Below are 13,068 nucleotides of genomic sequence, written 5' to 3'. Positions count from 1 at the left end.
GGCCTAGACCAGCAGCAGAACGATGACCGATCCCCAGAGGGCGAGCAACACGTTCCCCACCGCGTAGCCGAGCCCGTACCCCAATGTGGGCACCTGGCTTTGCGCTGCCTCCTGAACGGCGGCAAGGGCGGGGGCGGACGTCCCTGCCCCGCAGCAGGTTCCGGCCAGCACGCCCTCGTTGATACCAAATAGCTTGTGTCCGACGAACACGGCCGTACCGTGGGCCAGTATCACGATGGCCACCGACCCCAGGATCAGGGATGGCCCGCTTTCCAGCACTCCGGTCACAAAACTGGGCCCCGAGGTGATGCCGACGCAAGCCACGAACACGCACAGGCCGACTGAATCGAAGATCCACAATGTCGCTTCGGGCACAAAACCAAACGTCCTGCGGACCGAGCGCAGCCAGCCCGCCACCAGACCGCCCAGCAGCACACCGACGGACGTACCCAGACCCAGTTCAACCGCGCCGTATTTCAAGGCTGGAATGCCGATCAATCCGCCGATCAGGATGAAAAAGGCGACAAAGACCATGTCCGTCTTGTTGGTTTCGCGATCCAGATAACCCAGCCGTGCCGCGGCGTCTTCGATATGGCTGCGGGTGCCTGAAACGGTCAGCACGTCGCCCTTGTGCAGGGTCACGCCGCGGAAGATCGGCAGACGCTCGCCGCTGCGCATGATCCCGCGCAGAAAGACGGTGCGCGCCTCAGGCCGGGCAGAAAAGTCGGCCAGGGTTTGATTGACCACTTCGCTGTTGGTCACGACGATGTCGCTGGTTTCAACCGGCAGGTCCAGCAGTTCGGGGTCTTCGACCTCCTCGCCCAGAACACCGGTATGGTCGATCAGGTAGGATCGCAGCCCGGCGATGGCGGCAATGTCACCGGGTTGCAGCACCATGTCCCGCAAGGTGGGCAGGATCCTGTCACCCCGGCGCACGCGGTCGAAAAACGCGCGGACATGCGGCGGAACGCGGGCCTCAAGCTCGGCAATGGTATGGCCCGCGAATTCCGGGTTGATACGATAGGCGCGCGCCTCGAAGTCGCGGTGTTCGGACACTATCGGGGCGTCGTCGCTGTCCAGTTCGGCCTCATACTCTGCGCAGGCTTCTTGCAGGGACCGGCCGTAAAACCTTGGGGCAATCTGCGTGTGGAAAAAGATCGTGGCAATGACCCCGACAAAATAAGCCACCGCAAACCCGGTGGCGATTTCGCCATCGAAAATCTGCTGCGCCGCCTGATCGGCGCCTGTCTTGGCAAAGGCGTCGATGGCCACGCCAAGCGTTGCGCTTTCGGTGACACCACCCGCCAGAAGCCCTGCGGCGATTCCCACCGACAGACCCATCACCGGCGCAAGCAGGGCGGCAACCACAAGGGCCACGACGCAAAGCAGCGCGGTGATTGCGATCTGCGGCAACGCGCCAAGGTTCAGGGATCGGAAGAATTGCGGCCCGGTGCGGTATCCGATGGAAAACAGGAACAGCATGAAGAAAGCCTGCTTGAGATCATCGGATATGACCACGCCGGTCTGGCCGACCAGAACCCCCGCCAACAGGCACCCCGCAACTGACCCGACCGTGAACGAGCCAATCGTGATTTTACCGATCGCATAGCCAAGGGCGAGGCTGCAGAACAGGGCCAGTTCGGGATGGGCACCGAATATCGAGCCGATCAGTTGCATAGGCTTCCCCCGTCCCCGCCCGCCACCTCAACCGTGCAGCGGTAGACCCTTCGAGGCGCGATAGGCCTGCACATAACCGATGGCCACCGCCCGCACCGCGCGCCCGATCTGGCGATAGGCGCTGTCATCCAGATTGGCGAAGGACACGCGTGCCGACCAGTTTGGCGCATCAAAGCCAGACCCGTTCAGCAATACGATTCCGTGATCCCGCGCCAGCTTGAACGAGATATCCAGCGGGTGGACGTTTTCCTTGATCCAGCCGACCACTTCCTCACCCACGTATTTGCGCAGCCAGAACTCAAAGTCGATGATGCCGTAATACCGGTCGTAAAGCGGGTTGTCGGGCACATCGATGCCCATACCTTCGACCATCTCGTCAAACCGGTGTTTCAGGATGCCCCAGCAGAACGCCTGATAGCTTTTGTCTTCGTCCATCATCTCGACCAGCGAAAACAGGGTCATCATCACCTGTTGAGGCAGCGACAGTCCGGCGGTGTGGTTCAGGGCCACGTCACGGCTGTCGGCCACTATCCGGTCGATGAACTTAAAGGAGGACGGGTCCGGTGTCAGCGGCGCGTAGCGCGCGTTGACCAGGGCCTTGGTCTCTTCCGGCGCGTCGGCGATCATCTTGTCGAAGATGTTATCTTGGGCCACCAGAATCGCGCCCAAACGCCAACCGGTGCAGCCGAAATACTTGGAATAGGAATAGACCCCGATCGTATTTTCGGGCAGGTGGCCCATCACCGACTGAAAATTCGGAACGAAGGTACCGTACACGTCATCCGTAAGGATGATCAGATCCGGCCGGCGGGTTTTGACGAATTCAACCAGGCGGGCCAGAACCTCGGGGCTGATGGCGACCGAGGAGGGGTTGCCCGGATTGACCAGAAACAGCGCTTTGACTTTCGGGTCGGCCAGTTTTTCAAGGTCGGCATCGGTGAGCTGGAAATGGTCTTCTTCTTCCGAAGACACGTCCACGACATTCAGCGCGTAATCCTCAAGCACCGGCATTTCCAGGTAAGGCGTGAAGATCGGCGTCCCAAGGGCAATGGTATCCCCCGCGTTCAACAGCCGCTGGTTCTTGAGCGCTTTGAAGATGTAGCACATCGCGGCGGTTCCGCCTTCGACGGCATAGATGTCGAATTTGGTATCCGGCCGGTGACCCGCGCACATGGCCCACATCAGGTATTCGTGCACGATCGTTTCGTTATGTTGCAGGCACCGATCCGGCATCGGATAATGATCGCCGACGATGCCGTCGGTCAGTTCCAGCACAAACTCATCCGCGTCAAAACCGAATTTCCCGATCGCAAAATCCACCGCAGCGGCCAGCGTATCCGCGCCCGGAGGGCCGTTCTGACCATCGGAGGCAGCGCAATAGGCCTTGAGCCGTTCGTAACATCCCGGCCCCTGCGGCATCCCGGCCAGACCAACCTGCGGCTCATTGCGATGCCGTTGCGCTTCGGTCATTGCAAACTGGCCCAGCAGAAAGAACGCCTCTCGGGCCTTGGTGGCTATCCAGTTGGGATTGCCGCGCCCCGCATTGAGATAGGGCTGTGTCGTGCGCCGGGATTCTTTCTGCGCCAGCTTGATCAGTTCGTCTTTGATCTCAAAAGGACTCAGGTTCTCGAATTTATGCAGGTCCAGCGTTTCTGTCATGACTTCAAACCCTTGGTAAAACAATCGGATGAATTCATCCGGATCGTACGCAGGGAAATGTGTCTGTGTAAACTGTTGGGTCGGCGACGCCGTTTCCGGTGCCGTTCGCTCAGTTTATCCGCGCGGACGCGGCCAGCGCGCCCGCCAGCGCATTCTGGATCTCGGCTGGGAAATCTCTGCCCCGTTCGACCAGACCGGCGGCGACCCATCCGACCATGTGGCCACGACCGCCAATGTCATTGGCCCGCACCAGCGTCGGGCAGGTCCGCTCGGCACTGACCAGAGCCATGCAGTTTTCGACTTCGGTCGCCGGCAGGACCATCCGAACGGCGCTGAAGATATCCACCGAAACCTGCAATGTCTGGTGATCCAGCCGATGCGCGGTGTCCGTCAGCAGACGCGTGCAGAACGCGGACAGAAAGTACCAGCGGAAGATCGAAAAGACGCGATTCTGTAACTCGCCATTTACTCCGGCGCCACTGGTTGCCGTGCGGGCGATCTGCCCGAATGCGGTCTCGGCAGCTTTGGAGGCTTCACAAATCTGACGCTCGCGTCTGGCGACGGAAATCACACGCGGCGCAAAGGCCACTGCGGCTTCGTGGGTTCCCAGATTCATAATTGTCCTCCGTCGTTAACTCCTGACGAGGACATGGAAACTTTCAAAGAAAATCGATTGTGATTAATCGCCATTTTTTGCCAAATCTGTCCACTTACTGGCAATTAATCAATGCCACAAAGTAGAATTTAACGCAAACATAAGCGCCCTGCAGGGATCAGAAAACAGTCCTTTGCGGGTTTTCCGCGTCACGGCGAAATGCGGCAGGCACCGCGATTTCGAACGGAACGCACATATATCTGACACGATCTTGTAATACTTATGCCCATTTCAGCATCTATGAATACTCAATCCTGCTGATCAGTTTACTAGTTTCAATTTTAACGAGGGGGTACGAGCGGGACCAGGGGGTGAGCACCTGACCAAGCCGGGCTCGCCGTTGGCCAGAGATGCTCCCCCCGCCGCATTATCTCAGTCGATCTTGTTTTTCTGCGCATGTGGCGTGACCCCGAAACTGGATCGATACACGCGCGAAAAATGGCCGGGATTTTCGAACCCGCAGGCCATGGCAACCTCGGTCACCGACGCTTCGGTCTGCAACAGCAGCTTCTGCGCCCGTTCCAGCCGTAGTTCCATGAAGTATTTCTTGGGCGAAGTATTGAGGTATTTGCCGAACAGCCGTTCCAACTGACGCGTGGAAATCCCGAGGTCTTCTGCGATTTGCGACGGGGATACCGGGGCTTCGATACAATCCTGCATGATGTGGATGGCCTTGGCCAGATGGGCATTGCGCATCCCGTTTCGCGACTGCAACGAGACACGCTGCTTGGCGGTTGCGTTGCGCACGGCATTATAAACCATCTGATCCGCCACAGCGACCGACAGTTCCTCGCCGTGATCGCGTTCAATCAGATGCAGCATCAGGTCCGCCGTGGCCGTACCGCCCGAGGCGGTGATGTGCTTTTCTTCCGCAACAAAGACACTGCGCACAAGGTTCACTTCGGGAAATGCTTCCATGAAAGCATCGTGGTATTCCCAGTGGATCGCCGCCTGCATCCCGTCCAGAAACCCCGCTTCGGCCAACAACCACGCCCCGGAGCACAACGCGCCAATGGCGGTCCCGCGGGCGCGTTCGCGCCGCAAGGTCGCCAACAGCGGGCGGGTGACGTGATTACGCATATGGATCCCGGACAGAACAAACAGCTGATCGGTTTTTGGCAGGTCGTTCACACCGCCATGCACCAGCGTGACCGACCCGTTGGAGCAAACGGCATGCGCGCCATGTTCCGAGATGAAAGACCAGTCGTAAAGTTCCTCACCGCTCACCAGATTTGCGATCCGCAACGGCTCGACCGCGCAAGAGAAGGCAAGGTGCGAGAACTCTTCGATCAGAATGAAGGTTATGTGCCGGGTTTGGGGCATGTGAATTTCCGTTTGCTTGGCGTCCGGCGCCCGAGTCTCAGTCGATGGGCTATGCTGCACGATTTTTTTCTGTATACAAGTTGTATTTTTGTAGAATACAGAGACAGCGAGGAAACCGTGATGCGATTCGCATCGGATCGGAAAGGGGGACTGGATGAGGGACGAGGCCAAATCCCGCAAAGCCGAGTTGAGAGAGCATCTGAAGGTGTCCATTCTGACCCTGCGCCTGCAACCCGGCGCGGATCTGGACGAGGCGCATCTGTCCGACGCCTTCGGCCTGTCGCGCACCCCGCTGCGGGAAGTGTTCCGGCAACTGGCCGGCGAAGGCTATCTGGACCTGCGCACAAATCGCAGTGCTCGGGTATCCGAAATGTCCTATACCACGCTGCGCGATTTCTTTCTGGCCGCCCCCATGGTCTATGGCGCGATCCTGAGACTGGCAGCCCTGAACGCCCGCCCCGCCCAGATAGATGCCCTGAAGGATGCCCAACAGGCGTTCAAGGCGGCGTTGCGATCCGGGTCGGCCGAAGACCGCGCGCTGGCCAATAACCGCTTTCACGACGTGACCGGAGAGATGTCGGGCAATGTCTACCTGCTGCCCTCGTTCAACCGGCTGCTGATCGATCATGCGCGGATCGGGATGACCTTTTACCGCCCGCAAACGGCCGCGATGTCCGACAACCTGTCCGAAGCCAGCCGCCAGCATGACGCTATCATCGCCGCCATCGAGGCGCGCGACGATGCCGCGGCGGCGCAGCTGGCCGAGGATCACTGGAACCTGTCGCGCGATCAGATCGAACTGTTCGTGATGCCTGACGCGCTGGATGTCCCGATGGGCGTCTTGCCCCTTTCGAAACCTGCATGAGGACGGAATGAACCCGATTTTCAGATTTGAGGGGATCTACACCCCTGTGCTCACGCCTTATCACGACGATGGCAGCGTGAACTGGGATGCTCTGGCGCAGCTGATCGAATACCTGATCGAAAACGGCGTGCACGGGTTGATCTCGGGCGGGTCGACCGGTGAGAATTACGCCCAGACCGTCGAAGAACGGCTGGAACTGGCGCGCTTCACGCATAAACAGCTGCAAGGGCGGTTGCCCTTGGTGGTCGGAACCGGCGCGATGCTGACGCCGGATTCGATTGCGCTTGCTTCGGGCGCGCGTGAGATCGGGGCGGACGCCGTCCTGCTGGCCAGCCCGCCCTATTCGGTGCCGACCGACCGGGAAAACGCGCTGAACGCACTGGCCATCGACAAGGCGGCCGATCTGCCGGTGATGCTGTATAACTACCCGCACCGCACTGGCACGATGATGGGCGCGGAATTCCTCGACCGCGTGGGCCGCAGCCGGAATTTCTGCGGCATCAAGGAAAGCTCGGGTGACATCAACCGGGTGCACCTACTGGCGCGGGATTACCCCCATATCCAGCTGGGCTGCGGTATGGACGATCAGGCGCTGGAGTTCTTCGCCTGGGGCGCACCATTCTGGGTCTGCGGCGGGTCGAACTTCCTGCCGGCCGAGCATGTGGCGCTGTATCAGGCTTGCGTGATCGAGGGTAACTTTGCCAAGGGCCGCCGGATCATGTCGGCGATGATGCCGCTGATGCGGGTGCTGGAACAGGGCGGCAAGTTTATCCAGACCATCAAGCATGGCGTCATTATGAACGGGATCGACGCGGGCGCCATGCGGGCTCCGTTGAAGGGTCTGAACAAGGACGACAAGCGGGCGCTGGAACAGGTGACGCGCGTGCTGAAGAAGAAAATCGCAGACATCGTGGCGGAGGGCTGAGCAATGGAACTGCTGACACAGGACGAATACAAATCCATCGCTGCGGGCCTGACCCTGCCGACCGGAGCCTTCATCGACGGCGCGTTCCGCCCGGCGATCTCGGGCGAGACCTTCGAGACTGTAAACCCGGCAACAGGTGCAAAGCTGGCCGATATCGCGGCCTGCGGCGCGGCGGATGTGGATTTCGCCGTCGAAAAGGCGCGGGAGGCGTTTGACGATGGCCGGTGGTCGAAACTGCACCCGTCGGACCGAAAGGACGTGCTGATCCGTCTGTGCAAGCTGATGACCCGCAACGCCCGCGAGTTGGCGGTGATGGAGAGCCTCGACAGCGGCAAGACCATTTATGACTGCGAAACCGTCGATGTGCCCGAAACGATTTATTGCGTGAAATGGCACGCCGAAGCGATCGACAAGATTTACGATCAGGTCTCGCCCACCAGTGACGATCACATCGCCATGGTGGTGCGTGAACCGATTGGTGTTGTCGGGCTCGTGTTGCCCTGGAACTTCCCTCTGCTGATGCTGGCGTGGAAGATCGGGCCAGCTTTGGCAGCGGGCTGCTCGGTCGTGGTGAAGCCTGCGGCTGAAACCACGCTGACCGCTCTGCGTCTGGCCGAACTGGCGATGGAGGCCGGTCTGCCGCGCGGGGTGTTGAACATTGTCCCCGGTGGCGGAGCCGCCGTCGGCGAGCCCGTCGGGCGGCACATGGATGTCGACATGGTGTCCTTCACCGGGTCGACGGTCACCGGCAAGCGGTTCCTGACTTATTCGGCGGAAAGCAACGCCAAGGAGGTCGTGCTGGAGATGGGCGGCAAGAACCCGGCCATCGTGATGGACGACGCCGAAAACCTGGACCGCGTTGCCGCGCATGTGGTCAATGGCGCGTTCTGGAACATGGGTGAGAACTGCTCGGCCTCGTCCCGCCTGATCGTGCACAAGGATGTGAAGGTGGAACTGCTGGACCGCATCGCGCATCACGCAAAACAGTGGAACATCGGCGACCCGCTGGACCCCGAAACCCGCATGGGTGCACTTGTCAGCGAAGGCCACTACAACAAGGTCTGCGGCTATCTGGAGCAGGCCGAGAATGTGGTGATTGGCGGCAAGGCCGAAAAAGGCTTTGTCGAAGCCACAGTGGTCGAAGTGCCCGGCAATGACGCGACCCTCGCCCGCGAGGAAATCTTCGGCCCGGTCCTGTCGGTGATCGAAGTTTCGGGTTTCGACGAGGCCATCAAGATCGCGAATGACACGGATTACGGCCTTTGCGCGTCGATCTTCACCGCCAATGCAAAACGTGCCATCCGCGGTGCGCGGGCGATCCGGGCGGGCACCGTGACGGTCAACAGCTTTGGCGAGGGCGATATCACGACGCCGTTTGGCGGTTACAAACAATCGGGCTTTGGCGGGCGCGACAACTCGGTCCATGCGCATGATCAATACACTCAGTTAAAGACCATCTGGATTGATCTGGCCGACGACGCGGATGAGGCCGTCGATTGAGCCCTTACGCTGCCAGAACCCTGCCCGTCCATCGCGGACCGGCCGCGTGGAGCGCCATTCTGGGCGATCCACAGCCCGCGCAGGTTCTGGATCGTGATCTGACGGCCGATGTCGTCATCGTCGGGGCCGGGTTCGCCGGTCTGTCAGCGGCGCGTCGGCTGTTGCAGTTGCAGCCTGACGCAACGGTGGTTGTGCTGGAGGCGGGTCGCGTGGCCGAGGGTGCAGCGGGGCGGAACTCGGGTTTCATGATTGACTTGCCTCATGACCTGTCATCATCGGATTACGCGGGCGCGGGCGATGACAGGGCAATGATTGCGTTGAACCGGCAGGCAATTGCCTTTGCACGCGCGGCAGTCGAGCAATACCGCATCGACCCGAATTTCTTTGACCCGGCGGGCAAGGTGAACGGCGCGGCCAGCGCTGCAGGCCACGCGCACAATGTCAGCTATGCGCAGCACCTGACCGACTTGGGCGAGACCAGCGAAATGCTGGACCCGCAGCAGATGCAGGATCTGACGGGGTCCCGGCATTACAGATCGGGCCTCTACACCCCCGGTACGGTGATGTTGCAGCCGGCCGGATACATTCGCGGGCTGGCCGCCGGGTTGGTCGCGGACGGCGTTTCGCTGTTTGAAAACTCGGCCGTAACCGGGTTCGACCAGCAGGGTGGTGCCTGGCAGGTCCGAACCGCGCGCGGCGCGGTAAGCACGGGGGCAGTCATACTCACGGTCAACGGTCACCTCGAAAGTTTCGGTATCGAGCAGGACCGCCTGATGCAGCTCTTCCTGTTTGCTGCGATGACGCCCGAACTGGACACGGACGCGCTGGCCCGGTTGAGCGGGAGGTCGCGCTGGGGCGTTACCCCATCCGATCCGATGGGCACCACGATGCGGCGCATTGATACCGGTCAGGGCGGCAACCGTATCATCACCCGTACCTGCGCTGCGCTGCGCCCGGGCATGGCCGCATCGCGGCGCGATCTGGCGCGCGCGTCACGGGTGATGCAACGCAAGTTCGACCAGCGCTTTCCGCAGCTTGCCGGGTTAGAGATGCAATATCACTGGGCCGGTCATCTGTGCCTGAGCCTTAACGGCGTCTCGGTCGCGCGTGAGATCGAGCCCGGCGTTTATTCCGGTTGCGTCCAGAACGGGCTGGGCACGGCTCGCGGAACCCTGACCGGGATCGCAGCGGCGGAACGGGCCTGTGGCCACAGTTCGGACATCACCCGGCATTTCGAGGCCGAAGATCAACCCAAGCGCCTGCCCCCGCAGCCCTTCCGGGAAATCGGCGCGAATGCCGTGCTGCGCTGGAAGGAATGGCGCGCACGGGATGAATGATCACGGCAGGCTCAGCCTGGCCATGCGGCCGCCATCGACCGTAAAAACCTGCCCTGTTATGAAACTCGCATCGTCAGACGCAAGGAAAGCAACCAGCGCCGCAACTTCTTCGGGCGCGCCGGTGCGGGCGATAGGGTGGATACGTTTGATATTCTCGTGAAAGGCCGCAGGGTCCGGCATTGAGGCGATGAAATCCACGTTCAGTTCGGTGTCGATCCAGCCCGGCGCGACGGCATTGCAACGGATACCTTCGGCCCCATGATCCACAGCCACGGCGCGGGTCAGCCCGTGCAACCCGGCCTTGGACGCGCAATAGGCAGCGTGGCCGGGATTGCTGCCCAGACCTTCGATGGACCCGGTGTTAACGATGGCCCCGCGGGTTTTCCGCAAGTGCGGCAACGCCGCTTTGATCAGAAGGAACGGAGCGGTCAGGTTGACGGTCAGGTTGCGCTGCCAGTCATGAAGGCTCATTTCTTCGACCGAAGCCTCCTGCATCATGCCCGCGTTGTTGATCAGGATATCCAGGCGCCCCGCCCTGTCGATGACCTGATCAATCACAGCTTGCGGGCTGTCGGGGACGCTGAAATCAGCTTCGATCCCCTCGAACTCGGGATCCGGCCCGCGTTGTGCTGTGAATACCCGCGCGCCATCCCGGCGCAGCCGTTCGGCGATGGCGCGCCCGATGCCGCTGCGCCCGCCTGTGACCAGAGCGGATTTTCCGTTGAACCGGGTCATGACACTGGCTTGCCTCCGTTCACTTCCAACAACGCACCGCAGACATAGCGCGCCGCGTCCGAAACAAGAAACATCACTACATCGGCAATGTCCTCGGGTTCGGCGATGCGGCCCAGCGGCACGGACTGGCCCAGTTCGACCACGGCAGTATCAGGATCAAACCCGCGCTTTGCAAAGCCCGAGCGCAGCATCGGTGTATTCACCTCGTTCGGACAGACGGCATTGATGCGGATGCCCTGATGCGCGTGATCCATCCCCATGCATTGAGTCAGCGAGGCGATGGCCGCTTTCGTCATGCAATAAACCGCGTGATTGGGTCCGGGCCGCAACCCCCAGCAGGACGCTGTGTTGACAATGGCGCCACCGCCCCCGGCCGCCATGATCGGGATTGAGGCCCGGCATATTCGGAACGGAGCCTCGACATTCACGCCCAGCGACAGCGCCCAGTCCTGATCCGACGTTTCGGTGACCGGACCGCGCGCGATGACGCCTGCGTTGTTGATGACGATATCCAGACCGCCCAGCGCATCCGCGGCCATCCCGGGCAGCGCATCAGCATAAGACCCGTCCAGCAGATCACCGGGCAAATGCACTTCGGCGCTGATCCCTTCGACCGCCCGGTCGGCGGCTGCGACACGTGCGCCCGACTGCCGCAAACGCTGGACGATTGCAGCCCCAATTCCACCTGCAGCGCCTGTTACCAGGGCTGCCTTTCCCTGAAGTTCCATGGTTCCTCCGGCCGGGTTGAAAAAGCCCGCCCGATGGTCCGGGCGGGTGAGTTTCGGGGGAGATGATCTTAGTAGCTTTGGTTCAATTCGTCCGCCGCCGGGATTTCGCGCTCGCGCCGGGCGATGTAATCCAGCAGCGCCTCGTTCCTGTCCTCGTCCAGCTTGGGCTCTTGGTATTCGGCCAGCAAAGCCCTGGCACGCTTCAGGGCGCGTTCGGTAATCTCAACCTCGCCCTCTGCCGCCCATTGTTCGATGGAATTGTTGTCAAACAGCTCTGGCATAAAGAACGCGTTCTGGAAGTTGTCCTGCGTATGTGGGTGACCCAGATAATGCCCGCCGGGACCGACATCCGGCACCGCCGCGAGGGCCTGATCGAAATCATGCCATTTCGGTCCTTCGGCCATGCGATAGGCCATCGCGCATTGTTCGGCATCAACGATAAACTTGGCAACGGAACAATGCATTCCGGCCTCATTCCAGCCCGCGCTATGCCAGATATAGTTGGCCCCGGCATGGATCACCGCCTGCAACGTGGTTGCAGATTCATACCCCGCCTGCGCGTCGAATGTCTTGGCGCCGCCCAATGTGTTCGAGGTGCGCCACGGCACGTCGTAATGCCGCGCCATCTGGCCGATCATGAAGTTCATCAGGCTGATCTCAGGCGTACCGGCCATTGGCGCACCCGATTTCATCGACACAGTCGACAGGTAATGGCCGTAAATCGCAGGCGCGCCTTTGCGGATCACCTGCGTATAGGCCAGCGCACTCAGCGCCTCGGCATTCAGCTGCGCGACGGTAGCCGGAACGCTGGCGGGTGTGTTCGCCCCGCCCAGCACGAAGGGCGAGCACAGCACCGGCTGATTGCGGCGACAGAAGGCCCGCATCGCGCCCAGCATCGTCTCGTCCCATACAAGCGGTGAGTTGCCGTTGCAGTTACCGGTGGTGACGGGGTGATCCTCAAGGAAATCCTCGCCGAACAGGATCGCGCACATCTCCATCACATCCTCGGCGTTCTTGGGGCTGGTGGTCATACCCATGAACGTCTTGTCCGAGTGCTTCATCGACGAATAGGTGATGCGCAGATGCCGCTGGCTGATCGGGTGATCATATGGTTCCACGATATGATGCGCCGATGAATGCAACGCGGGCATCATGTGGCTCAGTTTATGGAACATGGCCAGATCGTCCAGCGTAGGATTCCGGCGCACATCGTCCAGATCGCGCAGGAAGGGCGCACCGGTCATCGGTACAAAGATCGAATGTCTGCCACCCAGCCGGACGTTCTTTTTCGGATCGCGCGCATGATAGGTGAAATCGCTTGGAATCGTGGCGATCAGCTCGCGCACCAAACCCCGATCCAGATAGACCAGTTCGCCCTCGACCTTGGCGCCGGCTTTCTTCCAGTCTTCCAGCGCGATGGGGTCGCGAAACTGAACGCCGACATTCTCAAGTATGTCCATCGAGGCGTTGTCGATGCGTTCGACCTGGCTGCCCTCCATCACCTCGCACAAGGGAATGCCTCGGGTCAGACCGGGCAGCATTTCAAAGTTCGGGGCGGTGCGCATGGCGCGCCGGGCTGAACGCCCGCCCGAGCGGGTCGCGGTACGAATGTTCACGGGGCAATCCTCCAATCTTGTTTTCCAAATTGGGGGATTCGGCGCGTT

The 13,068-nt window shown here is 60.9% G+C and carries 11 protein-coding genes; 4 read left to right on the top strand and 7 right to left on the bottom strand.

The window, feature by feature from the left end; genetic code table 11:
* Positions 1 to 3: 3 nt before the first annotated feature.
* The 4 genes from ACXAC3_RS06520 to ACXAC3_RS06505 all read right to left on the bottom strand — a co-directional run bounded on the left by ACXAC3_RS06520 (position 4) and on the right by ACXAC3_RS06505 (position 5,314).
* Positions 4 to 1,677, bottom strand: a complete 1,674-nt coding sequence (locus ACXAC3_RS06520; RefSeq protein ID WP_475157999.1) for an aspartate:alanine exchanger family transporter — start codon at positions 1,675 to 1,677, stop codon at positions 4 to 6.
* A 27-nt stretch (positions 1,678 to 1,704) separates the two neighbouring features.
* Positions 1,705 to 3,336, bottom strand: coding sequence for a bifunctional aspartate transaminase/aspartate 4-decarboxylase (locus tag ACXAC3_RS06515; RefSeq protein ID WP_475157997.1), 1,632 nt, complete (start codon positions 3,334 to 3,336; stop codon positions 1,705 to 1,707).
* 109 nt (positions 3,337 to 3,445) lie between these two features.
* The gene (locus ACXAC3_RS06510) at positions 3,446 to 3,952 is read right to left on the bottom strand and encodes a hypothetical protein (RefSeq protein WP_475157995.1); all 507 of its coding nucleotides are present in this window, start codon (positions 3,950 to 3,952) and stop codon (positions 3,446 to 3,448) included.
* Positions 3,953 to 4,363: 411 nt separating this feature from the next.
* A complete protein-coding gene (locus ACXAC3_RS06505; RefSeq protein WP_475157992.1) occupies positions 4,364 to 5,314 on the bottom strand; it encodes a GlxA family transcriptional regulator in 951 nt (316 codons plus the stop codon).
* A gap of 154 nt (positions 5,315 to 5,468) precedes the next feature.
* On the opposite strand from ACXAC3_RS06505, the gene ACXAC3_RS06500 reads away from it, so the two are divergent.
* From ACXAC3_RS06500 to ACXAC3_RS06485, 4 genes are read left to right on the top strand one after another with little or no spacing between them, the layout of a single operon-like run.
* Positions 5,469 to 6,179, top strand: coding sequence for a GntR family transcriptional regulator (locus tag ACXAC3_RS06500; protein ID WP_475157990.1), 711 nt, complete (start codon positions 5,469 to 5,471; stop codon positions 6,177 to 6,179).
* 7 nt (positions 6,180 to 6,186) lie between these two features.
* Positions 6,187 to 7,104, top strand: a complete 918-nt coding sequence (locus tag ACXAC3_RS06495) for a dihydrodipicolinate synthase family protein (RefSeq protein WP_475157988.1) — start codon at positions 6,187 to 6,189, stop codon at positions 7,102 to 7,104.
* Between the two features lie 3 nt (positions 7,105 to 7,107).
* The gene (locus ACXAC3_RS06490) at positions 7,108 to 8,604 is read left to right on the top strand and encodes an aldehyde dehydrogenase (RefSeq protein WP_475157985.1); all 1,497 of its coding nucleotides are present in this window, start codon (positions 7,108 to 7,110) and stop codon (positions 8,602 to 8,604) included.
* Positions 8,601 to 9,941: an NAD(P)/FAD-dependent oxidoreductase gene (locus ACXAC3_RS06485; RefSeq protein WP_475157983.1), complete on the top strand. Its 1,341-nt coding sequence runs from the start codon at positions 8,601 to 8,603 to the stop codon at positions 9,939 to 9,941. The genes ACXAC3_RS06490 and ACXAC3_RS06485 overlap by 4 nt, the downstream gene beginning before the upstream one ends.
* Here ACXAC3_RS06485 and ACXAC3_RS06480 read toward each other — a convergent pair whose 3' ends face one another.
* The 3 genes from ACXAC3_RS06480 to ACXAC3_RS06470 all read right to left on the bottom strand — a co-directional run bounded on the left by ACXAC3_RS06480 (position 9,942) and on the right by ACXAC3_RS06470 (position 13,020).
* Entirely contained in the window at positions 9,942 to 10,676 is a 735-nt protein-coding gene (locus ACXAC3_RS06480; RefSeq protein ID WP_475157981.1) for an SDR family NAD(P)-dependent oxidoreductase, read from the bottom strand. It lies immediately after the preceding gene.
* Positions 10,673 to 11,404 (bottom strand): SDR family NAD(P)-dependent oxidoreductase, encoded by a 732-nt coding sequence (locus ACXAC3_RS06475; protein WP_475157978.1) that lies wholly within the window; start codon positions 11,402 to 11,404, stop codon positions 10,673 to 10,675. Before ACXAC3_RS06475 ends, ACXAC3_RS06480 begins: the two co-directional genes overlap by 4 nt.
* 68 nt (positions 11,405 to 11,472) lie before the next feature.
* Positions 11,473 to 13,020: a trimethylamine methyltransferase family protein gene (locus ACXAC3_RS06470; protein ID WP_475157974.1), complete on the bottom strand. Its 1,548-nt coding sequence runs from the start codon at positions 13,018 to 13,020 to the stop codon at positions 11,473 to 11,475.
* Positions 13,021 to 13,068 lie beyond the last annotated feature (48 nt).

The organism is Ruegeria sp. ABV4_181, assembly GCF_056158465.1.
Note: the sequence above shows the minus strand (reverse complement) of the source record. Positions and strands in the feature narration are given on the sequence as shown.

What these genes read in the sequence shown, in the direction of transcription:
- ACXAC3_RS06505 (WP_475157992.1), bottom strand. Translation starts at nt 5,314, where the DNA reads ATGCCCCAAACCCGGCACATAACCTTCATTCTGATCGAAGAGTTCTCG.
- ACXAC3_RS06520 (WP_475157999.1), bottom strand. Translation starts at nt 1,677, where the DNA reads ATGCAACTGATCGGCTCGATATTCGGTGCCCATCCCGAACTGGCCCTG.
- ACXAC3_RS06490 (WP_475157985.1), top strand. Translation starts at nt 7,108, where the DNA reads ATGGAACTGCTGACACAGGACGAATACAAATCCATCGCTGCGGGCCTG.
- ACXAC3_RS06475 (WP_475157978.1), bottom strand. Translation starts at nt 11,404, where the DNA reads ATGGAACTTCAGGGAAAGGCAGCCCTGGTAACAGGCGCTGCAGGTGGA.
- ACXAC3_RS06515 (WP_475157997.1), bottom strand. Translation starts at nt 3,336, where the DNA reads ATGACAGAAACGCTGGACCTGCATAAATTCGAGAACCTGAGTCCTTTT.
- ACXAC3_RS06495 (WP_475157988.1), top strand. Translation starts at nt 6,187, where the DNA reads ATGAACCCGATTTTCAGATTTGAGGGGATCTACACCCCTGTGCTCACG.
- ACXAC3_RS06510 (WP_475157995.1), bottom strand. Translation starts at nt 3,952, where the DNA reads ATGAATCTGGGAACCCACGAAGCCGCAGTGGCCTTTGCGCCGCGTGTG.
- ACXAC3_RS06500 (WP_475157990.1), top strand. Translation starts at nt 5,469, where the DNA reads ATGAGGGACGAGGCCAAATCCCGCAAAGCCGAGTTGAGAGAGCATCTG.
- ACXAC3_RS06480 (WP_475157981.1), bottom strand. Translation starts at nt 10,676, where the DNA reads ATGACCCGGTTCAACGGAAAATCCGCTCTGGTCACAGGCGGGCGCAGC.